The 23065-nt window shown below is 75.8% G+C and carries 21 protein-coding genes; 7 read left to right on the top strand and 14 right to left on the bottom strand.

Going from position 1 to position 23065, the window contains the following annotated elements; genetic code table 11:
* Positions 1-33 precede the first annotated feature (33 nt).
* The 3 genes from Q3W71_RS14745 to Q3W71_RS14735 all read right to left on the bottom strand — a co-directional run bounded on the left by Q3W71_RS14745 (position 34) and on the right by Q3W71_RS14735 (position 3440).
* Positions 34-1257: a cytochrome P450 gene (locus tag Q3W71_RS14745; protein WP_302919883.1), complete on the bottom strand. Its 1224-nt coding sequence runs from the start codon at positions 1255-1257 to the stop codon at positions 34-36.
* Between the two features lie 3 nt (positions 1258-1260).
* The gene (locus Q3W71_RS14740; RefSeq protein ID WP_302919882.1) at positions 1261-2466 is read right to left on the bottom strand and encodes a cytochrome P450; all 1206 of its coding nucleotides are present in this window, start codon (positions 2464-2466) and stop codon (positions 1261-1263) included.
* 149 nt (positions 2467-2615) lie between these two features.
* Positions 2616-3440 (bottom strand): thioesterase family protein, encoded by an 825-nt coding sequence (locus tag Q3W71_RS14735; RefSeq protein WP_302919881.1) that lies wholly within the window; start codon positions 3438-3440, stop codon positions 2616-2618.
* 68 nt (positions 3441-3508) lie between these two features.
* On the opposite strand from Q3W71_RS14735, the gene Q3W71_RS14730 reads away from it, so the two are divergent.
* The 4 genes from Q3W71_RS14730 (at position 3509) to Q3W71_RS14715 (ending at position 7820) form a co-directional block, all read left to right on the top strand.
* On the top strand, positions 3509-3976 hold the full coding sequence (locus Q3W71_RS14730; RefSeq protein WP_302919880.1) for a glyoxalase/bleomycin resistance/extradiol dioxygenase family protein: 468 nt from the start codon (positions 3509-3511) through the stop codon (positions 3974-3976).
* Positions 3973-5121, top strand: a complete 1149-nt coding sequence (locus Q3W71_RS14725; RefSeq protein WP_302919879.1) for a bifunctional 2-polyprenyl-6-hydroxyphenol methylase/3-demethylubiquinol 3-O-methyltransferase UbiG — start codon at positions 3973-3975, stop codon at positions 5119-5121. The genes Q3W71_RS14730 and Q3W71_RS14725 overlap by 4 nt, the downstream gene beginning before the upstream one ends.
* Before the next feature lie 103 nt (positions 5122-5224).
* Positions 5225-6304 carry a methyltransferase gene (locus Q3W71_RS14720; RefSeq protein ID WP_302919878.1) on the top strand — a complete coding sequence of 360 codons (1080 nt, stop codon included), beginning with the start codon at positions 5225-5227 and terminating at the stop codon, positions 6302-6304.
* 4 nt (positions 6305-6308) lie between these two features.
* A complete protein-coding gene (locus Q3W71_RS14715) occupies positions 6309-7820 on the top strand; it encodes an amidase (protein WP_302919877.1) in 1512 nt (503 codons plus the stop codon).
* On the opposite strand, the gene Q3W71_RS14710 is transcribed toward Q3W71_RS14715, so the two are convergent.
* From Q3W71_RS14710 to Q3W71_RS14690, 5 genes are all read right to left on the bottom strand, one after another.
* On the bottom strand, positions 7782-8144 hold the full coding sequence (locus Q3W71_RS14710; RefSeq protein WP_302919876.1) for an MmcQ/YjbR family DNA-binding protein: 363 nt from the start codon (positions 8142-8144) through the stop codon (positions 7782-7784). The genes Q3W71_RS14715 and Q3W71_RS14710 overlap by 39 nt on opposite strands.
* 67 nt (positions 8145-8211) lie before the next feature.
* Positions 8212-9552, bottom strand: a complete 1341-nt coding sequence (locus Q3W71_RS14705; protein ID WP_302919875.1) for a condensation domain-containing protein — start codon at positions 9550-9552, stop codon at positions 8212-8214.
* Positions 9549-10973 (bottom strand): MFS transporter, encoded by a 1425-nt coding sequence (locus tag Q3W71_RS14700; protein WP_302919874.1) that lies wholly within the window; start codon positions 10971-10973, stop codon positions 9549-9551. Before Q3W71_RS14700 ends, Q3W71_RS14705 begins: the two co-directional genes overlap by 4 nt.
* Before the next feature lie 49 nt (positions 10974-11022).
* Positions 11023-11502, bottom strand: a complete 480-nt coding sequence (locus Q3W71_RS14695; RefSeq protein ID WP_302919873.1) for a PaaI family thioesterase — start codon at positions 11500-11502, stop codon at positions 11023-11025.
* Positions 11499-13097 (bottom strand): (2,3-dihydroxybenzoyl)adenylate synthase, encoded by a 1599-nt coding sequence (locus Q3W71_RS14690; RefSeq protein ID WP_302919872.1) that lies wholly within the window; start codon positions 13095-13097, stop codon positions 11499-11501. The genes Q3W71_RS14695 and Q3W71_RS14690 overlap by 4 nt, the downstream gene beginning before the upstream one ends.
* 156 nt (positions 13098-13253) lie before the next feature.
* Between Q3W71_RS14690 and Q3W71_RS14685 the strand changes: the two genes are divergently transcribed.
* The gene (locus tag Q3W71_RS14685; protein ID WP_302919871.1) at positions 13254-14558 is read left to right on the top strand and encodes an acyl-CoA dehydrogenase family protein; all 1305 of its coding nucleotides are present in this window, start codon (positions 13254-13256) and stop codon (positions 14556-14558) included.
* Here Q3W71_RS14685 and Q3W71_RS14680 read toward each other — a convergent pair.
* Positions 14446-15132: a GNAT family N-acetyltransferase gene (locus Q3W71_RS14680; RefSeq protein WP_302919870.1), complete on the bottom strand. Its 687-nt coding sequence runs from the start codon at positions 15130-15132 to the stop codon at positions 14446-14448. The genes Q3W71_RS14685 and Q3W71_RS14680 overlap by 113 nt on opposite strands.
* Before the next feature lie 47 nt (positions 15133-15179).
* Between Q3W71_RS14680 and Q3W71_RS14675 the strand changes: the two genes are divergently transcribed.
* The gene (locus Q3W71_RS14675; protein WP_302919869.1) at positions 15180-15755 is read left to right on the top strand and encodes an NAD(P)H-dependent oxidoreductase; all 576 of its coding nucleotides are present in this window, start codon (positions 15180-15182) and stop codon (positions 15753-15755) included.
* A 90-nt stretch (positions 15756-15845) separates the two neighbouring features.
* Here the strand turns inward: Q3W71_RS14675 and Q3W71_RS14670 are convergent, their stop codons facing one another.
* Positions 15846-16070 carry a hypothetical protein gene (locus Q3W71_RS14670; RefSeq protein ID WP_302919868.1) on the bottom strand — a complete coding sequence of 75 codons (225 nt, stop codon included), beginning with the start codon at positions 16068-16070 and terminating at the stop codon, positions 15846-15848.
* Positions 16071-16233: 163 nt separating this feature from the next.
* Between Q3W71_RS14670 and Q3W71_RS14665 the strand changes: the two genes are divergently transcribed.
* Entirely contained in the window at positions 16234-17952 is a 1719-nt protein-coding gene (locus Q3W71_RS14665) for a carbamoyltransferase N-terminal domain-containing protein (protein WP_302919867.1), read from the top strand.
* Between the two features lie 136 nt (positions 17953-18088).
* Here Q3W71_RS14665 and Q3W71_RS14660 read toward each other — a convergent pair whose 3' ends face one another.
* From Q3W71_RS14660 to Q3W71_RS14645, 4 genes are read right to left on the bottom strand one after another with little or no spacing between them, the layout of a single operon-like run.
* Positions 18089-20395, bottom strand: coding sequence for a CoA transferase (locus tag Q3W71_RS14660; RefSeq protein WP_302919866.1), 2307 nt, complete (start codon positions 20393-20395; stop codon positions 18089-18091).
* Positions 20392-21360, bottom strand: coding sequence for a hypothetical protein (locus Q3W71_RS14655; protein ID WP_302919865.1), 969 nt, complete (start codon positions 21358-21360; stop codon positions 20392-20394). The genes Q3W71_RS14660 and Q3W71_RS14655 overlap by 4 nt, the downstream gene beginning before the upstream one ends.
* Positions 21344-22408: a phosphotransferase gene (locus Q3W71_RS14650; protein WP_302919864.1), complete on the bottom strand. Its 1065-nt coding sequence runs from the start codon at positions 22406-22408 to the stop codon at positions 21344-21346. The genes Q3W71_RS14655 and Q3W71_RS14650 overlap by 17 nt, the downstream gene beginning before the upstream one ends.
* Positions 22405-23064 carry a 4'-phosphopantetheinyl transferase gene (locus tag Q3W71_RS14645; protein ID WP_302919863.1) on the bottom strand — a complete coding sequence of 220 codons (660 nt, stop codon included), beginning with the start codon at positions 23062-23064 and terminating at the stop codon, positions 22405-22407. The genes Q3W71_RS14650 and Q3W71_RS14645 overlap by 4 nt, the downstream gene beginning before the upstream one ends.
* Between the last annotated feature and the right edge of the window lies 1 nt (position 23065).

Below are 23065 nucleotides of genomic sequence, written 5' to 3'. Positions count from 1 at the left end.
CCCGGCGCGAGTCGCCGCCCGCGGCGGCGCGGTTCAGCCGAGGCGGACCGGGAGGCTGGTCAGGCCGCGCAGGGTGAAGCAGGGCACCCGGCGGCGGGCCGGCCCGGCGACGCTCATGCCGGGATACCGGCGGACCAGCGCGGCCAGCGCGGCGCCGACCTCGATGCGGGCCAGGGTGCCGCCGAGGCAGGAGTGCATGCCCCGGCCCAGCCCGAGGTTGCGCGGCGCCTCCGGGCGGCGCAGGTCGAGCCGGTCCGGGTCGGCGAAGACCCGCTCGTCCCGGTTCGCCGAGCCGAGCAGCAGCATCACCTGGCGGTGGGCCGGGATGTCCACCCCGTCGACGTGGTAGACGCCGGTGGTGACCCGGGTGGAGGTCTGCACCGGGCTGTCGTAGCGCAGCAGCTCCTCGACCGCGTTGGGCATCAGCTCCGGGGAGCGGCGCAGCAGGTCGAGCTGGTCCGGGTGCTCCAGCAGCGCGAGCATCCCGTTGGCGATCAGGCTGACCGTGTTGTGGTGCCCGACGATCAGCAGGAAGACCCCGTTGACCAGCAACTCGGCCAGGGACATGGTGCGGTCGTCGCGGCTGGCCGCCAGCCAGCGGCCGAGCAGGTTGCCGCCCGGCACGGTGTCGCGGCGGCGGACCAGCCGGGCGAAGTAGGCGCCCGCCTCCCGGGTCGCCTCCGCGGCCTGCTCGCGCTGGGCGTCGGTGAGCACCGCGTCCGGGTCGGAGGCCACCCCGAACTCGTGCGACCAGCGGCGCAGCAGCGGCTGGTCCGCCCGGGGGATGCCGAACAGCCGGGCGATGATGGCGACCGGGATCGGGTACGCCACGTCGTCCACCAGGTCGATGTCGGTGCGCCCCCGCGCCTCCAGCTCGTCGAGGACCTCGTCCACCGTCTCGGCGACCACCGGGCGGAGCGCGTCCACGGCGGCCGGGTGGAACTCCGGGGTGATCGCCGAGCGGATCCGCCGGTGGTCCGGCGGGTCCAGCGCGTTGAGCGGCAGCGGGAACCGCTGGTCCACCCCGCGCGCCCGGAAGTACCGGTCGTAGTGCTCCAGCCGGGCGAAGTCGCAGCTGAGCGCCGGGTCCTTCAGGCCGCGCACCACGTCGGTGTAGCGGGGGACCACCCAGATGTCCGAGCCGGCGTGCATCGCCGGCGCGGTCTCGCGCAGCCGGCGCAGGAAGGGGTACGGGTCGGCGACGTACTCCGGGGTGCCGACCACCGACAGGAAGTCCTCGGTGGAGGTGACGGCCATCGGTCAGCCGATGCTGACCGGGAGCTTCGAGTAGCCCCGCTGGGCGGGCCGGTCCAGCCGGGTGGGTTCCTCCGCCAGGGCCAGGTCGGGCAGCCGGCGCAGCAGCCGGGGGAAGGCGACCCGGCCCTGCAGGCGGCCCAGCGCCTGGCCGAGGCAGATGTGCGCGCCGGCACCGAAGGTCAGCGGGTGGTTGTTGGGCCGGTCGGGGTCGAAGCGGTCCGGGTCGGGGAAGCGGTTGGGGTCCCGGTTGGCCGCGCCGAGCATCATCTGCACGTGCTGGTTGGCCTTCACGTGCACCCCGGCGACGGTGACGTCCTCGGCCGCCCAGCGCAACGTCCACTGGATCGGCGACTCCATCCGCAGGATCTCGTCGACGAAACCGGGCGCGAGCGACGGGTCCGCGCGCAGCCGCCGCGCCTGCTCGGGGTGGTCCAGCAGGATGACCAGCCCGCTGCCGAGCATGTTCGCCACCGTCTCCCAGCCGGCCATCAGCAGCAGCACCAGGTTGGCGATCAACTCGTCGTGGTCCAGCCCCTCGACCGCCGTGTCGTTCGCCTCGAGCAGCGCGGTGAGGAAGTCGTCGCGCGGCTCGGCGCGCCGCTGCGCCACCACCCGGTCGAAGTAGCGGGACAGCTCGTCGGTGGCGTGGTCGGCGCTGAACAGCGCCTCGCCGAACTGCATGTTCTGCACCTTCACCAGCTCGTCCCAGTGCGGGCGCAGCCACTCGCCGTCGGCGTCGGGTACGCCCATCAGGTCGCAGAAGATGCCCAGCGGCAGCGGGTAGGCGAAGGTCTCCATGAACTCGACCGACCCGCCGCGGCTCTCCAGCAGGGTGTCGATGAGCCGGTCCACCCGCTGCTCGATCTTCTCCTGCATGGCGGCCACCCGGCGGGCGGTGAACGCGGCCCCGAAGACCCGGCGGACCCGGGTGTGGTCCGGCGGGTTCACCGAGTGCAGCGAGTTCGCCATCATCCGCATCGACGGGTGCTCGCGCCAGTTGCGGACGTACCGGTCCAGCGACACGGTGCCGTCGAGCAGCAGCCGGGAGTCGCGCATCATCGCGTCGACGTGGTCGTACCCGACGATGATGTGGACCCGCCGGCCGAAGGGGATCACCGGTCCGTGGGCGTGCATCGCCGCGTACGCCGCGTACGGCTCGGCGCGGCCCTCCGGAGTGTTCAGCACCTTCAGCGCGCTCGCGATGTCCACGTCCTCCACCTCCGCACTCGGGGCATCCGGGTTGCAAGGTAGACCGAAGGCCGGGACGCGTTCGACTGTGCAACCTCGCCACTTGGACCCCGCCCGGCGGGGGCCGGACCCGCTCACCGGGCGCCGGCTGATCCGCCCGCCGGCGCCGGTCAGCTGCCCCGGGAGAACGCCGCCGGGCGGCTGAGCTGGTGCAGCAGCATCTGCTGCTGACCGGCGGCGATCAGCCGGCCGTCGTCCGACCAGACGGCGGCCGTGCCGCCGACGAAGCCGTGCGCGGCGGCGGTGCCCCGGGCGTCGACCAGCAGCCACTCGGCGTCCCCGGCGTCGCGGTGGAAGGTCACCGCCAGGTGCGTGGTCAGCGCCAGGGTGCGGTCCCGGTCCGGCATCAGCACCCGGATCGCCGGCCACTGGAGACTGTCCACCAGGATCAGCGCCCGGCAGGCGTCCAGCCACGGGTCGCCGAAGGCGGGCACCGGCCGGAACCGGGCCCAGGTCAGCTCGGGCGCCGGGCCGGGCACCACCCGCAGGGTGACGCTGTCGTGCCAGCGCGGCACCCACGCGCCGGCGGCGGAGAGCCGGTCCTTCAGGTCGGGCAGCCGGTCCGGGCCGGGCGCCGCCGGCATCTCGTGCCAGGCCACCGCGGGCCCGGCCGGATGCTCCGGGGTGGCCCACACCTGCGCCTCCAGCAGTTGGTCGCCGCCCTGGAACATCGCCACCCGCAGCGCGGTCGCCCGCTCGGTGACCCGCAGCACGGTGCCGGCCAGCTCCACCCGCCCGAACCGGGCGGGGGCCAGGAACTGGCAGGACATGCTCGCCGGCCGGTACCGGTCGGCCAGCCGCTGACCGGCCCGCAACGCAACCGCCGCCAGGTAGCCGCCGTTGGGCCCTACGAGCTGCCAGTCCGCGGAGAGGGTCGCGGCGAACCGCCCCGGCGCGACGGGTTCCACCTCGGTGTCGGACGCGAGATTGCCCACGATGTTCACCTCCGTGTGCGGCTGCTCACGCTAATGTGACTGTTCCACCGAGCGGAATCGAGGACGGCATGGACCGACAGCCGGTGCGGTACGAGGGTGTCAGCCCCTACCTGTACTACGAGGACGCGGCCGCGGCGTTGGACTGGCTCGCGCGCACCTTCGGCTTCGAGGAGCAGGTGCGCTGGGTCGATCCCGACGGCGCGGTCCAGGAGGCCGAGATCCGGGCGGGTGACACCGTCTTCCAGGTGTGCGGGTGCCCCGGGTTCTGGGCCGAGCGGGGCGTGGCCGGGCCGCTGGGCCAGGAGAACATCCTCTACGTCGACGACGTCGACGCCCACTGGGCCAACACCCGGGCGGCGGGCGCCGACCCGCAGCCGCCGGAGGACAAGCCGTACGGGGTGCGCGCCTACGGCCTCAAGGACCCGGGCGGGCACTCGTGGGTGTTCTGGCAGCGGTTGACCGACACCGTCGAGTTGCAGCCGGGGTGGCGGGAGATCCGCGGCGGCCAGGTCACCCGGGAGGCCGTGGCGACATGACCCCGGCGGGCGGGGCGCACGCCCAGGCGCAGGCCCTCGGCGGGCGGCTGTTCCAGGCGAGCCTCGCGGCCGCCGAGCTGATGACCGTCTACCTGGGCGTCCGGCTGGGCCTCTACGAGGCGCTGGCGAAGGGGCCGGCCACCGCCGCCGAGTTCGCCGACCGGGCCGGCGTCGCCCCCCGGTACGCCACCGAGTGGCTGGAACAGCAGGCGGCGGCGGGGATCGTGACGGTCGACGACGTCACGGTCCCCGCCGACCGGCGCCGGTTCACCCTGCCGGAGGGGCACCGGCTGGCGCTCACCGACACCGGCGGTCCCTGGTCGGTCGCCCCGCTCAGCGTGCTGCCGGTCGGCGGCATCGCGCCCGCGCTGCCCCGGCTGGCCGAGGCGATGCGGGCCGGCACCGGGGTGCCCGCCGACGCGTACGGCGAGGCGCTGCGGGCGGCGCAGGCCGGGATGAACCGGTCGGTCTTCACCGACCAGCTCCCCGGCTGGCTGCGTACCGCCCTGCCCGACGTGCACCAGGCGCTGCGCCGCCCCGGCGCGGCGATCGCCGACGTGGGCTGCGGCACCGGCACCTCCACGCTGGTGCTGGCGCGCACCTACCCGCTGGCCCGGGTGCACGGCTTCGACCGGGACGCCGACGCGCTGGCGACCGCGCGGGCCGCGGTGCCGGCGGCGGCCGCCGAGCGGGTCCGGTTCTCCGTCGCCAACCTGGCCGCCGACGCCGTCGACCCCGCCGACCCCGCCGACGCCGTCGACCCCGCCGATCCCGCCGATCCCGCCGGGGCCGGACGGTTCGACCTGGTCTGCGTGCTCGACGCGCTGCACGACATGGCCCGCCCGGTGCAGGTGCTCGCCGCCTGCCGGGCCCTGCTGAAGCCGACCGGCGCAGTGCTGCTGATGGAGCCCCGGGCGGCCGAGCGGTTCACCGCGCCGGCCGACGAGACGGAACGCTTCATCTACACCGTCAGCCTGCTGCACTGCCTGCCGCAGAGCCTGGTGGACGAGGGGTCGGTGGGCACCGGCGCGGTGCTGCGCCCCGAGACGGTACGCCGGCACGCCACCGCGGCCGGCTTCGCCCGGGTCACGGTGCTCGACGTGGCGCACCGGTTCCACCGGCTCTACCGGCTCGACATCCACTGAGGACGGTCAACTGCGCGCTGTGCTCGCGGTTGTGCCCCCGCGCCGATCCCAGCATGGTGCTCAGGGAGAAGTGTCGTCGGCCAATGGATGAGTGAGGTCCGCGGTGTCAGAGACGGTCGTGAGTACCCGGCAGCCAGCCCAGACCAGTTCGATCGGGAGCATCCGCAGCCAGCAGAACTCGCAGTTCGGGCTGGAGAGCGTGGCGAACCTCGTCACCCCGTACGCGGTGCGGGTCGCCGCGACGCTGCGCCTGGCCGACCACATCACCGACGGTGCGACCGACGTGCCGACGCTGGCCCAGCGCTGCGGCGCGAACCCGAAGGCGCTGCGCCGCCTGCTGGTGCACCTGGCGAGCTACGACGTGTTCACCGAGCGGCCCGACGGCGGCTACGACGTCGGCCCGGTGGGGCAGCAGCTGCGCAGCGACCACCCGATGAGCATGCGGGTGCTGCTCGACCTGGACTCGTTCAGCGGCAAGGCCGACCTGTCCCTGTCCGGCCTGCTGGAGTCGGTCCGCACCGGAGAGCCGGTCTACCCGGCCCAGCACGGCAAGCCGTACTGGGAGGACCTGGTCTCCTCGCCGGCGATGGGGGACAGCTTCGAGACGGCGCTGGACACCATCGTCAACTTCTCCTCGCGTTCCCTGCTGCGCGGCTACGACTGGTCGACGGTGAAGCGGATCGTGGACGTCGGCGGCGGCAGCGGCGCCCCGCTGATCCGGCTGCTGAAGAAGTACGAGCACCTCCAGGCGACGCTGGTCGACTTCCCGCAGATGATCGAGCGCGCCCGGCGCAACTTCGAGGCGGCCGGGGTGGCCGACCGGGCCTCGGTGACCCCCGGCAGCTACTTCGACCCACTGCCGCCGGGCGCGGACGCGTACCTGCTCTCCGAGGTGGTCGACCAGGAGTCCGAGGAGAACGCGGTGCGGATCCTGCGCCGCTGCGCCGAGGCCGCCGGCGACACCGGCAGGGTGATGCTGCTCCAGACCCCGGTGACCAAGTCCAACCGGGCCGTGATGACCGCCCTCGACCTGCGGATGCTCACCAGCGTCGGCGGGCAGGAGCTGAGCGTGGAGCAGTACCGCGAGCTGTTCGCCAAGGCCGGGCTGAAGCTCGACACCACGTACCCGGCCAGCAACATCACCACCTTCTCGGTGATGCTCTTCGTCTGCTCCGCCGCCTGAGCCGATGGTCGCCCTGGCGACCGCCACCGGCGCCCGGCTGGTCGCGGCGCTCGCCGCCGGGGAGGTCGGCAGCGCCGAGCTGCTGGAGGCGTGCCTGGCGCGGGTGGCGGCGTACAACGACGGGTTGAACGCGGTGGTCGCGACGGACCTGGACCGGGCCCGCGCCGAGGCCCGGGCCGCGGACGACGCCCGCGCCCGGGGCCGGCCGCTCGGCCCGCTGCACGGGCTGCCGATGACGGTCAAGGACGTCTTCGAGACCGCCGGCCTGCGCACCACGGCGGGTGCCGCGGAGCTGGGCGAGCACGTGCCCGCGCGGGACGCCGACGCGGTGGCCCGGCTGCGCGCCGCCGGGGCGATCGTCTACGGCAAGACCAACGTGCCCCGCTACGCGGGCGACTTCCAGACCTGGAACGAGCGGTACGGGCTGACCGTGAACCCGTGGCGGCCGGACCGGACCGCCGGCGGCTCGTCCGGCGGCTCGGCGGTCGCGGTGGCCGCCGGGATGAGCCCGATCGAGCTGGGCAGCGACATCGCCGGTTCGATCCGGGCGCCGGCCCACTACTGCGGGGTCTTCGGTCACCTGCCGAGCTGGGGCGCGGTGCCCGGGCGGGGGCACCTGCCGCCGCCGCCGGGCGCGCTGGCCGTCCCCGAGCTGGGCACCGCCGGCCCGCTCGGCCGCGGCGCCGACGACCTGGAGCTCGCCCTCGACGTGCTGGTCGGCGCCGACCTGGCCGGGGTGCCCGGCGGCCGGCTGCCGGCCAACCGGCTGCGCGAGCTGCGCGGCTGCCGGGTCGGGCTCTGGCTGGACAGCCCGCTGGCCCGCACCGACCGGGAGCTGCTGGGGATCCTGCGCGGGCTGGCCGACCGGCTCGCCGACGCCGGCGCCGTGCTGGTCGAGCGGCTGCGCCCGCCCCGGCCGTTCTACGAGATACACGAGGTGTACGTGCGGCTGCTCGTCGGCGTGCTGTCGGCGCACTTCACCCCGGACGAGTACGGGCAGTTGCTCGCCGTCGGGGCGGACGACCCGCTGGCCCGGGCACTGAACCAGTCCTACCGGGACTGGGTCGCCGCCCAGGAGCGGCGGGCCCGGATCGAGGCGGCCTGGCCGGCGGTGTTCGACCAGGTCGACGTGGTGCTCACCCCGGTGACCCCGCTGCCGGCGTTCCCGCACGACGTGCGGCGCCCCGCCCCGGAGCGGATGCTGGAGATCGACGGCCGGTCGGTGCCGTACTTCGTGCACATGGTCTGGACCAACCTGGCCAGCCTGGCCCGGCTGCCGGCCACCGTGGTGCCGGTCGGGCGCACCGCCGCCGGCCTGCCGGTGGGGGCGCAGGTCATCGGGGCGCGCTGGGACGACCGCTCCACCATCGGCTTCGCCCGGCTGGTGGAACGGCTCACCGGCGGCTTCGTCGCCCCGCCGCTGCCCGCCGCCACCACCGATCCGCCGGCGGACACCCGGCCGGCGTCGCCCGCGACGTCACTCGACCTCGGCCGCGAGGCGCTTCGGCGCGGTTAGCCGGTACGCCTCCCGGACCAGCTCGCCCACCTCGTCCCAGTCCAGCCCGGGCGCCTCCAGGTCCACCCCCACCCAGCCCCGCGCGCCCAGGTAGCTCGGCACGTGGAACCGGACCGGGTCGGCGCCGACCAGCGCCTGCTGCGCCCCGGGCGCCGCCTTGACGTGCAGCACCACCCGGCCGTCGCCGTGGTGGTCGTCGAGGAACCACAGGAAGGTCTTCTTCCGCACCCGGTAGCCGACGTGCGGGCCCTCGCCGTCGGCGGTCACCTCGGGCAGCGCGGTGGCGATCGCGCGCACCCGCTCGCGCAGCCCGCCGCCGGTCACGACGCGACCCGCTCGGCGGCCGCGACCCGGCCGGATCCGGCGGCCGCGACCCGGCCCGTGCCGGCGGTCACGACGCGGCCCGCTCGGCGGGGCGGAGCTGGCCGAGCAGCGCCGGCAGCGACCGGCCCGGGTCGGCCAGCACGGCCCGGGCGGTGGCCGCGAAGTCGGCCAGGAAACGCTCGACCCACTCCGGCGCGAACTGGTTGCGGGCGTACGAGAGCCGCGCCTCGATCCGGTCGCCGCGCGGGATGACGGTGAGGTTCAACCCGAACCGGCTCAGCGCCTGCGGCGGCCGGAAGGTGCCGACCTCCAGCCCGGAGGGGAGCCTGGCCGCCTCCCACGCCTCGGGGCTGCGGTCGGGCAGCATCTGGAACACCACGTCGTTGAGCCGGCCGGGCGAGTGCACCAGCGACGGCAGCGAGAGCATCTGCGCCGGCACCGCCTGGTGGACCACCGCGTCCAGCACCGTGCGGCGGGTCTCGGCGAGCAGGTCGCGGAACGACCCGGCGGGCGCGACGGTGGTGCGCAGGGCCAGCATGGTGGCCAGGAAGCCGACGGTGTGCTGCAACTCCCGGCGGGTGCGGTTGGCGAAGAACGAGGCGACGGTGAGGTCGGCCTGCCCGGTCCGCGAGTGCAGCAGCAGGTAGTACAGGGCCAGGAAGACCGAGAAGAGCGTGGTGCGCTCGGCCCGGGCCAGCTCGCGCAGCCCGTCGCCGACCGGGCCGGGCAGTTCGGCCACGGCCAGCGCCGGATCCGGCCGCGCCAGGTCCACGACGTCGGCGCGGCCGGGCAGCACCGGCAGCCGTACCCCGGCCAGCCGCGCCTGCCACCACTCCTGGTGGCGGCGCAGCACGCCGTCGTCGGCCGCGGCCCGCTCCCAGCGGCAGAAGTCGAGATACTGCCAGTCGACCGGGCGCAGCGCCGGGTCCGTCCCGGGCGCCGCGCCGAGCAGCCGCACCACGTCGTCCACCACCACCCCGCAGGACCACGCGTCGGAGATCAGGTGGTGCATGTTCACGCACCAGACGGCGTCGTGGTCGCCGAGGCGCCAGAGCGTGAACCGGGCCGGCGTGCTGTCGACCGGGATCGGCGCGGTCAGCTCGGCGCGTAGCTGCCGGGTCAGCTCGGCCTCCGCCCCGGCCGGCAGGGCCACCGTGCGGACCGGGGCGGGCATCCGGTCGTGCACCCGCTGCACCAGCTCGCGGCCCTGCCGCACCAGGGTGGTGCGCAGCGACCCGTGCCGGGCGGTGAGCAGCTCCGCCGCCGCCCGGACCCGCCCGGTGTCCAGGTCGCCCCGGATCCGGAACAGGGCCGGGCAGCTGACCGACGAGGACTCGGAGCGGTAGTGCTCGAGGAACCAGACCAGCCGCTGCCCGATCGACGCGGGCGCCTCGTCGGTCACCGTCATGGCGTGCCCGCGCCCTCCGGGAGGGCCCGGGGCGCGGTGAACGCCGCCACCCCGGCGAGCAGCACCACCCCGGCGGCCAGCAGCATCGCGTTGGTGTAGCCGGTGGCGGCGGTGGCGAACGATGCGGCGAAGGTGGCCAGCACCGCCACGCCCAGCGCGCCGCCGAACTGGTTGGCGGTGTTGACCAGGCCGGAGGCCAGGCCGGAGCGTTCCTCGGCGACGCCGGCGGTCGCGGTGCTGGTGGCCGGGACGAAGATGGCGCCGATGCCGAGCCCCATCAGGATCGTCGGCACCAGGACGTGGACCGGGTAGCTGCCGTCGTCGGGGGCGAGCGACAGCCAGACCTGCCCGGCCGCGGCGATCACCGCGCCGGCCAGCATCGGCGGCCGGGGACCGACCTTGGGCAGCAGCATGCTGCCGGCGAACGAGCCCATCACGATGCTGAACGACAGCGGCAGGAAGGCCAGCCCGGCCTGCAACGGACTGAACCCGTAGACGTCCTGGAGGAAGAGCCCGAGCAGGTAGTACATCGGCAGGCTGGCGGCGTTGGCCAGGAACGCCACCGCGTTGCCGGAGGACACGGTGCGCAGCCGGAAGATGTCCAGCGGCACGATCGGGGTGCGTACCCGCCGCTCGATCGCGACGAAGGCGACCAGCAGCGCGACGCCGGCCAGCAGCGGCACCAGGGTGCGCGGCGAGCCCCAGCCGTAGCTGCTGGTGGACGCCGCGCCGAGCACGACGAGCAGCAGGCCGGCGGTGACCGCCGTGGCGCCGGCCAGGTCGAACCCGGGTCGCTGCGCCGGCCGGCGGGTCTCCCGCAGGCCGACCAGCGTGCCGGCGAGCAGGAGCAGCCCGACCGGCACGTTGATCCAGAGCACCCAGCGCCAGTCGAGCAGGTCGGTGAGCAGCCCGCCGATCAGCGAGCCGAGGGCCGCGCCGACCACCCCCGCGGTGATCCAGGCGCCGATCGCGCCGGCCCGCTGCTTCGGGTCGGTGAAGTAGGTGGTGAGGATGGCCAGTGTGGTGGGCGCGATGATGGCCGCGCCGACGCCCTGCCCGGCGCGGGCCGCCACCAGCCAGGCGCCGTTCATCGCCAGCCCGCCGAGCAGCGAGGCCGCGATGAACACCACGAGCCCGACGACCAGCATCCGGCGGATGCCGAACATGTCGGCGGCCCGGCCCCCGAGCAGCAGGAAGCCGCCGAACGCGAGCAGGTAGGCGTTGACCACCCACTGCAGACCGAGGTCGCTGAGACCGAGGTCGTTGCGGATGGTGAACAGCGCGACGTTGACGATCGAGGCGTCGAGCAGTTCGGTGAAGGAGGCGCCGCAGGCGATGAGGAGCACGAGCCAGGCGCCGCGGGCCCGCAGCGGCGGGGTGGGCGGGGCGGAAACCGTGCTGGTCGATTCGTCAGTCGTCACCGGGCTCCTCCGAGGACAGTGCGGACAATCGCCATCCGTGTCGGATGGCTCACGGTAGGTTACTCGACGTCCCCTGCGGACGGCCGACCCGCGCGCGCAGCCGCGCCGCGGTCTTCTCCGAGATCACCCGGAACGTGGCGGTGGCGGTGGCGAGCACCTCGGTGTCGGCCCGGAACACCGCAGACGCGCTCACGTCCGCCCCGGTGACCTCGCCGATCTCCGCCCGGGCCAGGTACGGCACGTCGACCCGCAGCGGCCGGTGGAAGTCGGTGGAGCTGGCCAGCGTGATCGCGATCCGGCCGGTGGTGGTGACCACCGCCCAGGCCATCGCCTCGGCCAGCACGGCCATCGCGAGGCCGGAGTGGACGTACGTCGGGGCGCCGCAGTGCAGCTCGTCGAAGCGCACGGTCGCCTCGACGTGGCCGTCCGCGTCGTCGTACCAGAGCGGGACCGCCAGGCCGCGCGGATTGCCCGGCGCGCAGACGAAACACCGGGATCCCGGCGCCTCCCGCAGCCGTCGCAGCGTCATCCCCGGGCCCCGGCCCCGAGCTCGCGCAGCAGCCGCTTGTCGACCTTCCCGACGCTGGTGCGCGGCAGCTCGTCCACCACCTCCAGCCGGTCCGGCAGCTTGTAGCCGGCCAGCCCGCGTCCGGTGAGGAAGGCGCGCAGCTCGTCGAGCCCGACCGGCTCGCCGCGCGGCACCAGGTAGACGCAGATCTTCTCGCCGAGGGTGGGGTCCGGCACCGCCACCGCCGCGCAGGCCCGCACCGCCGGGTGGGCGCCGACGTGGTCCTCCAGTTCGGCGGCGCCGATCTTCTCGCCGCCGCGGTTGATCACGTCCTTGATCCGGCCGCGGACGGCGAGGTTCCCGTCCTCGGTGATCCGGACCAGGTCGCCGGTGCGCAGGAAGCCGTCGGGCGTGAACGCCTCGGCGTTGTACGCCGGCGCCCGGTAGTAGCCGCGCAGCGTGCACGGGCCCCGGACGAGCAGCTCGCCGACCTCCCCGGGCGGCACGTCCACGCCGTCGGCGTCGACCACCCGGTACTCGTCGGCGGCGGCCAGCGGCCGGCCCTGGGTGTGCGCCACCACGTCCGGCGGGTCGGTGAGCCGGGTGTAGCTGAGCACTCCCTCGGCCATCCCGAACCAGTGGGTGAGCCGGCAGCCCGCCGTCATCACCCGGTACGCCACCTCGGGTTGCAGGTTCGCGCCGCCGACCTGGAGCAGCACCGGCCGCAGGTCCACCTCCAGCAGGGGGGCCAGGTCCACCCAGACCGGCAGCAGCGGCGGCATCAGCGTGGTGAAGGTGACGCCCTCGGCGGTGATCAGCCCGAACGCGTCGTCCGGGCTGGGCGTCGGGCTGAGCACCACGGTGCCGCCGACGGCCAGGGTGCCGAGCACCCCGGGGCAGCCCAGCGCCGCGTTGTGTGCCGCCGGCAACGCCGCCAGGTAGACCGAGCGCTCGTCCACGCCCAGCGCCTCGGCGCAGGCCCGCAGCTGGAAGGCGTAGTCGTCGTGGGTGCGGGGGATCAGCTTCGGCAGGCCGGTGGTGCCCCCGGAGAGCAGGAAGAAGGCGATGTCGCCGGGCGCCGGCCCCGGTAGCGCCACCGGCTCGGCGTCCACCTCGGACAGCGCCCGGAACTCGCCGGGCTCGCCGACGATCAGCACGTGCTCCAGGGCCGGGTTCGCGGCGCGCAGCTCGGCGGCCAGCGGCCGGTAGTCGAAGCCGGCGAACCGGTCCGGCGCCACGTAGGCGCGGGCGCCGGTCAGCTCGGCCAGGTGGCCCAGCTCGGCCATCCGGTGCGGCGCCAGCGCGTACACCGGCAGCGCGCCGAGCCGGAACAGGGCGAGGGAGAGCTGCACCAGCTCGGCGACGTTGGGCAGCTGCACCAGGACCCGGTCGCCGCGGCGGATGCCGAGCGCCGCCAGGCCGGCCGCCGTGCGGTCGGCCCGCCGGTCCAGCTCCGCGTGGCTCCACCGCCGCTCGCCGTGCACCAGCGCGGTCCGGTCCCGGTCGGGCACCCGCCGTCCGATGGCGCCGAGAGTCTCGCCCCGCCAGTAACCCTCCGCCCGGTAGCGCCGGGCGAACTCCGCCGGCCAGGGCACGAAACCGTCCTGTGCGTCCACGCCCCGCACTATCGGCGGCGGCGCTCGGGGCGGCAAGGGTGGTCATTGCGCGGCGACCGGACGCGGCCGTGGGCGGCAACGGCGCTCGTTGCGCCGCCCGGCGGGCGCTCCGTAGGGTCCGACTCGCCCGCGTCCCCGAGTCGATGGAGGTAGGCCATGACCGGACAGTTGTCGGCGAGGACCCCGGCCGGCGCCCGGATGGTCGAGCTGGCCGAGGAGCACGCGGCCGACTTCGCCACCCGGGCCGCCCGGTACGACGCGGAGAACACCTTCGTCCGGGAGAACTTCGCCGCGATGCGGGCCAGCGGTTTCCTCGCCGCCACCGCGCCGGCCGAGGCCGGCGGGCTCGGCGTCGACTCGCTGCACGACCTGACGGTGGCGGTGTCCCGGCTGGCCCGGGGCTGCCCGGCCACCGCCATCGCCGCCAACATGCACCTCGGCTTCACCTTCGACATCAGCCGCACCCTGCGCCGCTCCGCGGACGACGGCCCGTTCACCGCCCAGCTGCGCATCCTGGTCAAGCTGCTGGGCCGGGGCCGGCTGGTGATGTCGCACGCCGGCACCGAGCCGGGCGGGGCGTTCTCCTTCCCGACCACCGAGGCCCGGCCGGCCGACGGCGGCTACCTGATCAGCGGGCACAAGACCTTCGCCACCAACTCGGCGGTCGCCGACGCGTTCACCGTCTTCGTCCGGGTGCCCGACGGCGCCGGCTGGTACCGGATGGGCAGCGCGGTGATCCGGCGCAACACGCCCGGGCTGACCGTGCTGGACAACTGGGACGCGGTCGGGATGCGCGGCTCGGGCAGCAACGACGTGGTGCTCAGCGACTGCTTCGTGCCGGCCGACATGGTGCAGTTGGGCGGCCGGGTGGGCGAGCCGACCACGGCGATGTGGCCGGGGCTGGTCGCGGTGAACTTCCCGCTGGTCGGGGCGTACCTGGGCATCGCCGAGGCGGCGCACGAGCTGACCGTGACGGCCGCCCGGACCCGCAAGCGCAAGCCGTACGACCACCTGCTGGCCGAGCGCCCGGCGGTGCAGGTGCAGCTCGCCGAGATGGAGGTGGCGCTGGCCACCGCCCGGGCCGCGCTGGGCCGCACCTGCGAGGCGATGGACGAGTTCCTGGCGCTGCCCGAGGACGAGCTGACCATGGACGCGGTGCACCGGGCGGTGATGGACTACCAGTGCACCAAGCTCATCGTCAACCGGGCCGCGACGGAGGTGGTCGACCAGGCGATGACAGTGGTCGGCGGCGGGTCGTACCTGACCGGGCACCCGCTCGGCCGGCTCTACCGGGACGTGCGGGCCGGCGGGTTCATGCAGCCCTACTCGCCGATCGAGGCCCGGGAGTTCATCGGCCGGGTGTCGCTGGGGCTGGATCCGTTCGCCGAGCTGCGGACGCTGGTGCCGGCGCCGCCGGACGCGACGCCGGCCGGCGCAGGAACCACAGCGGAATCCCGATGACCCGCACGGTGCGGACCGCCCGCCAACCCAGCGCCCGGTAGAACCGGACGTTGGCCTCGGTGTCGGTCTCGCACCACCCGTCGTGCCCGTCGGCGTCCAGCGCGGCGGTCAGCTCGCGCACCAGCCGGGCGCCGACGCCCCGGCCCTGGAACCCGGGCTCGACCGCCACCGGCCCCAGGTGCCAGTGCGGCTCCGGCAGGTCGTTGACCGCGTACGTGGCCTGCACGTAGTCGGCGCGGCCCGGGTCGCCGGGCGGCGGCTCCGGCCCGCTCGCCACCTCGGCGGCGCGCGGGCCGTAGGTGCTGCCGACGCAGGCGCCCGGCGGGGTGGCCCCGGCGACGCCGACCAGGCAGCCGCGGTGGAAGGCGCCGACCGCCGGGCCCGGCGGCCGGTGGAAGAAGGCGGTCCAGATCGGCTGCATGTGCGCCAGCCGGTCGAACGGGTCGCCACCGCACATCGCCAGCGTGGTGGGGTTGTCGCGCATCGCCCGGGCGACCAGTCCGCCGGCCAGCCGGCGCTCGTCGGGGCGCAGGGCACGGACCTCCAGCCGGGGCGGGTCGCCGTGGTCAGCCATGTCGCGGAACGTAGCAGCGCCGCGTCGGGCCGTGCCAATGTGTGGCAATGACGTCTGTCGACAGTGGCCCGGTCTCCTTCACCGTCCTGGTCGGCAACCCGCGGCCCCGGTCGCGCACCCGGGGCGTGGTGCTGACGGCAGCGGAGCTGCTGCGCGAGCGGCTGGCCGAGGCCGGGGTCGAGCTGGCCGCGCCGACCCTGGTGGACCTCGCCGAACTGCCGGCCGGGCTGATCGTCGCCGAGGACCGGTGCGCCGCGGTGCGCGAGGCGTACGCCGCGGTGACCGGCGCGAGCCTGCTGCTGGTCGCCTCGCCCACCTACAAGGGCAGCTACACCGGGCTGCTGAAGCTCTTCCTGGACCTGCTACCCCGGCACGGCCTGGCCGGCACGGTGGCGGTGCCGATGATGACCGCCGCCGACCGCGGCCACCGGCACGCGGTGGAGAGCTACCTGCGCCCGCTGCTGGTCGCGCTCGGGGCGGCGGTGCCCACCGCGGGCCTGTCCGTGCTGGAGTCGGAGTTCGGCGCCGTCGAGCGGGTGCTGTCGGCCTGGTCGGCCGGGGCGACGCCGGCGCTCGGTGGGCTGCTGGACCGGCGGTCGCGTCCGCTACTCAGCCGCGCCTGACCAGGCCGTCCCGCCGGCCGCCGGCGTCGATCCGGCCGCTGCGGACCGGATCGGGCGCGGCCGGGCCGGTCGCGGGCCCGGCCGAGCCTGTCAGGGGTGCCGGCCCTCGTCGATCCAGCGGCGGAACAGCGCCACGTCCCCGTCCGGCCAGGGCGCGTCGCACGGCATCGATCCGTCGGCGAGGCGTTCGTGGATGGCCTCGGCCCACGCGCAGACGTCGGCGTGGTCGGACAGGTCGAAGGCGTGCGGCATCTCGAGGTCCAGCTCGCGGAAGAGCGGCAGCACGTCCCTGGCGAAACTCACCGGCTCCGGCACGCCTGGCAGTGTCGCCGCGGACCGCGGCGCCGTTCAACTGGGGAGTCGCGTCACTCGCCCGCCCTCCGGGCGGTTCTGCGCGCCTTGTCGCCCCGGCGACGCCGCGCCTATGTTCCACCACGACCCAGGTCGCCGCCGACCGGTCGCGCCGGGAGGAGAAGCGATGTCTGCACCCCTGATCTGCGGGCTCAAGATGACCCACGACGGCGGCTTCGCGATCGTGGAGGGCGACCGCCTGCGGCTCTCGGTCGAGGCGGAGAAGCTGGAGAACCGGGAACGGCACGCCACCTTCAACCGCTCCGCCGACATCGCCGCGCGGCTGCGCGACGCCGGGATCTCCCCGGCCGACCTGACCAGCGTGGTCATCGACGGCTGGGCCCGGGGCCGGGAGAACGAGAGCTGGGTCGAGGTGGTCGACGACGCCGGGACCGCCCGGCCGGTCGAGGTGGCCGGCTACGACGACGCGCCGGCGGACTCGCCCCGGCTGCTCGACGGACGGGTCGGCACCAGCCCGCTCTTCGGCCCGGCGCCGACCGAGTTCCGCAGCTTCAGCCACGCCACCGACCACGCCTTCGCCAGCTACTGCACCAGCGAGTTCGCCGCTCGCGAGGAGCCGGCGCTGATGCTGGTCTGGGACGGCGGGATGGCGCCGAACCTCTACCACTACGACCCCCGGCGGCGGGCGGTGCGGGCGTACGGCCCGGTGGCGGAGGTCTCCGGCGGCATCTACCCGATCTTCGCCTCGCACTTCGGCCCGTTCCGGGTCGACCACTCCCGGCGGCTCGCGTCCAACCCCGGCCCCGGCATGGAGGCGCTGCTCCCGGTCTCCGGCAAGGCGATGGCGTACGCCTCGCTCGACCCGCCGTCGGAGGAGGCCATCAAGCTGATGGAGGGCGTCACGGCGGCGATGCTGCCGATCGACCGGGCCATCAAGTCGTACGGCTGGAGCCGGCGGGTGCAGCAGGAGGTCGCCGCCCTGGGGCTCTCCGACGCCGCGCTGCTCGCCTCCTTCCAGGAGCACCTGTTCCGGGTGCTCGTCGACGGGCTCAAGCGCAGGCTCGCCGAGCTGCCCGAGCTGGACGGCCTGCCGATCTGCCTCTCCGGCGGCTGCGCCCTGAACATCAAGTGGAACGCCGGCCTGCGGGCCAGCGGCCTCTTCGCCGACGTCTGGGTGCCGCCGTTCCCCAACGACGCCGGCTCGGCGATCGGCGCGGCCTGCGTGGAGATGATCCGCAGCACCGGCCGCTCCGCGCTGCGCTGGTCGGTCTTCGCCGGCCCGCCGGTGACGCCGACCCGGCGGGCGCCGGCCGGCTGGTCCAGCCGCCCCTGCGAGATCGAGGAGCTGGCCAAGCTCCTGGAGGCGGGGGACGAGCCGGTGGTCGTGGTGCACGGGCCGGCCGAGCTGGGCCCGCGCGCGCTCGGGCACCGCAGCATCATCGCCCCGGCCACCAGCGGCGCCATGAAGGACCGGCTCAACGCCATGAAGGGGCGGGAGTGGTACCGGCCGGTGGCCCCGATCTGCCTGCAGGACCGGGCGCCGGAGGTGTTCAGCCCCGGCACCCGCGATCCGTACATGCTCTTCGACCACTCCGTGCGTCCGGAGTGGAAGGACCGGATCCCGGCGGTGGTGCACCTCGACGGCAGTGCCCGGTTGCAGACCGTGGACGCGGACAACCCGACGATGCACCGGCTGCTGACCGCGTACGAGCGGCTCACCGGGATCCCGGTGCTCTGCAACACCAGCGCCAACTTCAAGGGCTCGGGCTTCTTCCCCGACGCGGCCTCGGCGATGCGCTGGGGCCAGGCCCGCTACGTCTGGTCCGAGGGCGTGCTGCACTGGACCGACGCGGCACCCGCCGACGCCGTTCCCACCGCCGGCTGATCCGCGCCCGGTCCCCGCCGCCCTCCCACCCCCGGAGGGCGGCGGTGCGCGCGACAGTTCCCACCCGCACGCCGCCGGGCGGCTCCGCGCCGTGCGGGTTGTCGCTCCGGCCGGATCGCCGCCCCGTGTGGTGCGGTCAGCGGCGGCCGGCGGCGCTGGTCGAGCGGCGGCGCGGCTGACGCGGGCGGGTGCCGACCGCCCCGGCCTCGCGCAGCGCCCGGATCCGCCCGGCGGCGTAGCCGAGCCACTCGGCGAGCACCTCGTCGGTGTGCTGGTCGAACAGGGGAGCGGGCCGGGCCGGCGGCAGCGGATCGCCGGCCAGCCGCACCGGCGGGGTGAGGTACGCCCGCCGGCCGGCCACCGGGTGGTCGACCTCCTCCACCAGCCCGGCGGCGCGCAGCGTGCCGTCGGCGTACCGCCGGCCCAGGTCGGCCACCGCCTCGGCGGCCACCCCCGCGGCGCGCAACCGGGCCAGCACCTCGGCGGTGCTCGACCCGGCCGCCCAGCCGGCCACCGTCTCCGGCGTCGCGGTCGAGCCGGGCCGCCGGTCGACGTACGCCACGTGCCCGTCCCGGGCCGCGACGATGCCGGAGCTGGCGACGCCCGGCTCGGCGTCGCCGAGCCGGGCCGGGTCCCGGCCCTCCCGGGAGGCGAGCACCAGCCCCTCGCCGAGCTGCAACCAGAGCGTCTCCTGCTGGGACAGGTCGAGCCAGTCACCCCGCCCGTGCCGGGCGCGACCGGCCAGCGCGGCCAGCACCGCGACCACCCCGTGCGCCCCGGCCACCGCGTCCGGGTAGTAGACCGGGCTGACCGCCGCCGGCTCGGCCGGCGATCCGTACCGGGCGGCGAACCCGCCCATCCCCTCGGTGAGCATCCCGTAGCCGGCCATCGACCGGTACGGCCCGGTCGCCCCCAGCGCCGGCATGGTGACCACCACCAGGCCCCGCTCCACCTGCCGGCGTACGTCGTCGACCACGCCGCGCTTGACCAGCACGTCGTGGGTCATGTTCACCACCAGCACGTCCGCGACCGCGACCAGGTCCCGGAAGACGTCCGCGCCGGCCGGGGTGGCCAGGTCCACCGAGATCCCGCGCTTGCCCCGGTTCAGGCTGTTGAACTGGGCCGAGGCGTCCCAGGTGCACTCCTGCGGGTCCACCCCGTCGGGCACCGGCACGCCGAGTTCGTGCCAGCGGTGCCGGGTCCGCCAGCCGTCCGGGCGGTTGCCGACCTCGACCCGAACCACGTCGGCGCCGAGCGTGCCGAGGAACCGACCGGTGAGCGGTCCGGCCCAGGCCAGCGTCAGCTCCAGCACGCGCAGCCCGGACAGCTCCGGCGGCCGGGGCGGCGCCGCCGGGCGGGGGTGCTCGGGGCGGAACCAGCCGGCGTCCCCGCCCGGTTCGGCGAGCCGGACCGGCACCCCCTCGGGCAGCAGCGGGCTGCGCCACGGGCGGGCCGCCACCCGGCCGCGGGCCGCCCCGGTCAGCGGGGCGAGGAAGCCCCGCTCGGCCAGGTGCGGGTCGGTCAGCGCGTCCCGGGCGGTGAGCACCATCGCCGCCGCCCAACCGGCGTCCAGCGCGGCCCGGAAGATCTCCGCCCGGGTGCGCGCGGCGTACCAGGGGCGCAGCTCGGCGGCGAGCAGGTGCCGGTTGCGCCACCGGTGCGCCCAGACGAACCGCTCGTCGTACGGCAGGTCGGGGCGACCGTAGACGGCGCACTGCCGCAGCCAGTCCTCCGCCCGTACGGTGCCCGGCACCACCTGCCCGTCGGCGCAGGCGAACACCCCGGACGGAAAGGTGCGGGCCAGGTGCCCCGCGTTGCGGCGGGCCTCGTCCGGGTCGTCGGGCCGGCCCGAGCTGGCGGTGTAGAGCAGGCCGGCGCCCTGCGCCTCGAACGCGGTCAGCAGCGCCCCGAGCCAGCTGACCCGGGCCCCGGTCGCCCGGCGGGCCAGCCCGGCCAGCGCGGCCACCGCCGCGTACGCCCCGGCCAGGTACTGCGACTGCCAGCCGGGGAACCGGTGCGGCACCCCGTCGTCGTCCACGCTCACCGCCAGCAGCCCGGACGCCGCCTGCACCAGCAGTTCCTCGTCGGTGGCCAGCCCGGAGGCCACGGTGACCACCAGCGGCCCGTCCACTGCCTTCCCGTCCACTGCCTTCCCGTCCACCGGCGGCAGGGTGCCGTCGTCGAGCACCACGTCCGCCCAGCCCAGCGCCGCCGGCAGCACCTCCCGGCCGACCAGCCGCTTGCCGGCGTTCAGGTGCACGAAGACCGGGCTCGGGGCGTGCTGCGGGCCGCCGTCGACCGGCAGCTCGCGCGCCGGGTCGCCGCCGGGCGGCTCCGCCTTCACCACCGTGGCGCCGAGCATCGCCAGCAGCCGGCCGGCGTACGGGCCGGCCACCCCGGTGGCCAGCTCCAGCACCCGCAGCCCGTGCAGCGGGCCGGTCACCGCTGGCCGCCCGGGAAGAAGTGGTGGTGGTCCGAGCCGGTGATCTCGTAGATCGCGGTGCCCCGGCGGCCGTCGTCGGTGACCACCGCGAGGTGGTGCTGCCCGCCGCCGCGCCGGCCGTACCGGGCGTTCCACTCCCCGCTGCCGGTCACCCCGATCCGCCGGCCGTCGGCCAGGTCGAACTCCACCCGGCCGGCCAGGCCGCGCACCGCCGCGCCGGCCCGCCCGTACCCGACCGGCCGGCCGTCGGCCCCGGTCCAGTGCAGCCGGTGCCGGAAGCCGGTGACCGGCACCGGCTCCCGGTCGCCGGCCGGGGCCCAGCAGCCGGCGCAGTAGGCCCGGCCACCGTCCGGCCGCTCCCAGCACCAGACGCCGAGCATCCCGTCGCCGAGCTGCACGGCCAGCCACATCCACAGCGGTACCCGGGCGTGGTCGCGTACCCCCCAGGAGTGGTCGCGCTGCCCCCACCACCGCCGGACCGGCCGGTGCTCGCCGTCGACGGAGTACCAGCCGTCGAACCAGCCGGACTGGAACAGGTGCCGCTGGTCCCACACCAACCGGTCGCCGACCGACATCGACCCGGGCGGCAGCAGGTACGGCCGGGTGCGCGCGGTCCAGGTCAGGTCGAGGCCGACCGGCGCGGCACCGTCGGCCACCGCCAGCCGGATCCGCCGGTACGGCGCGAGCACGTCCACCCGGGCCGGACCGACGGCGGTGGTGCGCGGGTCGTCGCCGTACCGGCGGGTGAACCGGGCGAACCGCAACCGCCTGTCGATCCGGCTCATCTGCAGGCAGTCGAACCCGTCCCGGGTCGGATGGCTGGTCAGGTTGAGGATCAGCACGTCACCGGGGTGGTCCGGCCGGTGCGCCACGAAGTAGCAGCTCTCCTGCCAGTACGCGGGCGGGTCGGCGGGCGGCGGCCCGAACGCCTCGTCGGGCAGGGCTGTCTCAGCGGTCGAGGACATCGAACGCCTCCAGATCCGTCACGTGGGCCGCGTGCCGCTCGGCCAGCGACACGAACATGGCGTCGCTGGCCGGGTCCGCCGCGACGAGCATCGCGCCGACCACCGTCATGTGGACCCCGGCCAGCGCGCCCAGCCGCCACGCGCGGCGGCACTCCGACTCGGCCCAGCGGACCCCGGCGGCGGCCAGCGCGCGCCGGTAGTGCCGCAGCAGCTCCTCCTCGCGGTCCCGCCGCACCGGCACCGGCAGCGCCCCGCCCACCAGGTACGCCGCGTCGCTCGGGCCGGACCCGACCGCCACTGTCTGCCAGTCGACGACGGTCAGCGGCGGGCTGCCCCGGCCGTCGCCGAAGAGCAGGTTGTCCAGCCGGAAGTCGCCGTGCAGCAGGGTGTACGGCGGCTGCTGGGCGGCGGCCCAGCGGCGTACCCGGCTGCCGAATCCGGTCACCACCGCCCGCGCCCGGGGCGACAGCCGCGCCCCGAACCGGGCCAGGAACCCCTCGACGGTCACCCGGTACGCCGCGGCCCGCCGCCGGCCGGCCGCCGGACCGGGCAGCGGCAGCCACTCCTGCCCGGCCAGCCCGGCACCACCCCAGAACCGGGCCTGCAACCGGGCCAGCTCGCCCAGCGCCAGGGCCACGTCGTCGGCGGTCGCGCCGCGTACCTGGTCGCGGGGGCGGGCCGGGGCGGCGTCGGCGAGCAGCAGCACGAACTCGCCGGTCCCCGGCGCCGCCTCGGCGAGGTGGCAACGCGGTACCCGGATCGGCACCGCCGGCGCGAGCCGGCGGTAGAAGAGCAGTTCCCGGCGGTAGGCGTCGCTGTCGGTGCCGGTGCGCCGGGTGCGCTCGTCGGCGGCGGCGAACTTGCCGATCACCGTGTCCGGCCCGGCCCCGGCCGGCGACCAGCGCAGCCGCAGCCGGACGCAGCGGGCCAGCTTCCCGCCGCCCACCGGCGCCGACTCCACAGCGGTCACCCGGGCGCCGGCGGCCGCCGTCGCCCGCAGCGCGCCGGTCAGCCAGGCCGGGGTCACCTGCTCCGGGGCGGGGATCACGCGGGCACCGTGGCCGCGGTGAGCACCAGCCCGTCGGCGACCCGGAACCGGCCGGCGATCCCGCGCAGGCAGTCGGGAGCCGGCACCAGCAGCTCCACGCTGAAGGTGCCGGCTACGCCGGCCAGCGCGCTGTCGTCCGCCGCGTCGAGGCGGACCAGGGCGTCGCGGAAGCCGAGCCAGCGCCCGGTGACCGGGTGCCAGACCTTGTAGACGCTCTCCTTGGCCGAGAAGAAGACGGTGTCGAGGGCGCTGCCCGGTGGCTGCCCGCGCAACCAGCGCCGCTCGGCCGGCAGCAGGATCCGCTCGGCGACCCGGGGCGGCAGCGGCCGGTGCGGCTCGGCGTCGACGCCGACGGCGAGCAGGTCGGCGCGGCGGGCCACGGCCGCGCCCCGGTAGCCGCGGCAGTGGGTGATGCTGCCGACGAAGCCGGCCGGCCAGCGCGGGGCGCGGTCCGGACCGCGCGGGATGGCCACCGGCGGCACCCCGAACCGGGCCAGCGCCCGCCGCGCGCAGGCCCGGCCGGTGAGGAACTCGCCGCGCCGGCCCGCGCCGGCCCGGGCCACCACCTCGACCTCCTCCGCCAGGGGTACGGCGGCCGGGTCGTCGTCGGGCCGCTCGGCGACCCGCACGGCCGCCGGCAGCAGCTCGCCCAGCACC

The organism is Micromonospora sp. C28SCA-DRY-2 (assembly GCF_030519475.1).
GTDB lineage: Bacteria > Actinomycetota > Actinomycetes > Mycobacteriales > Micromonosporaceae > Micromonospora.
This window is presented reverse-complemented; position numbering and strand designations above follow the sequence as displayed.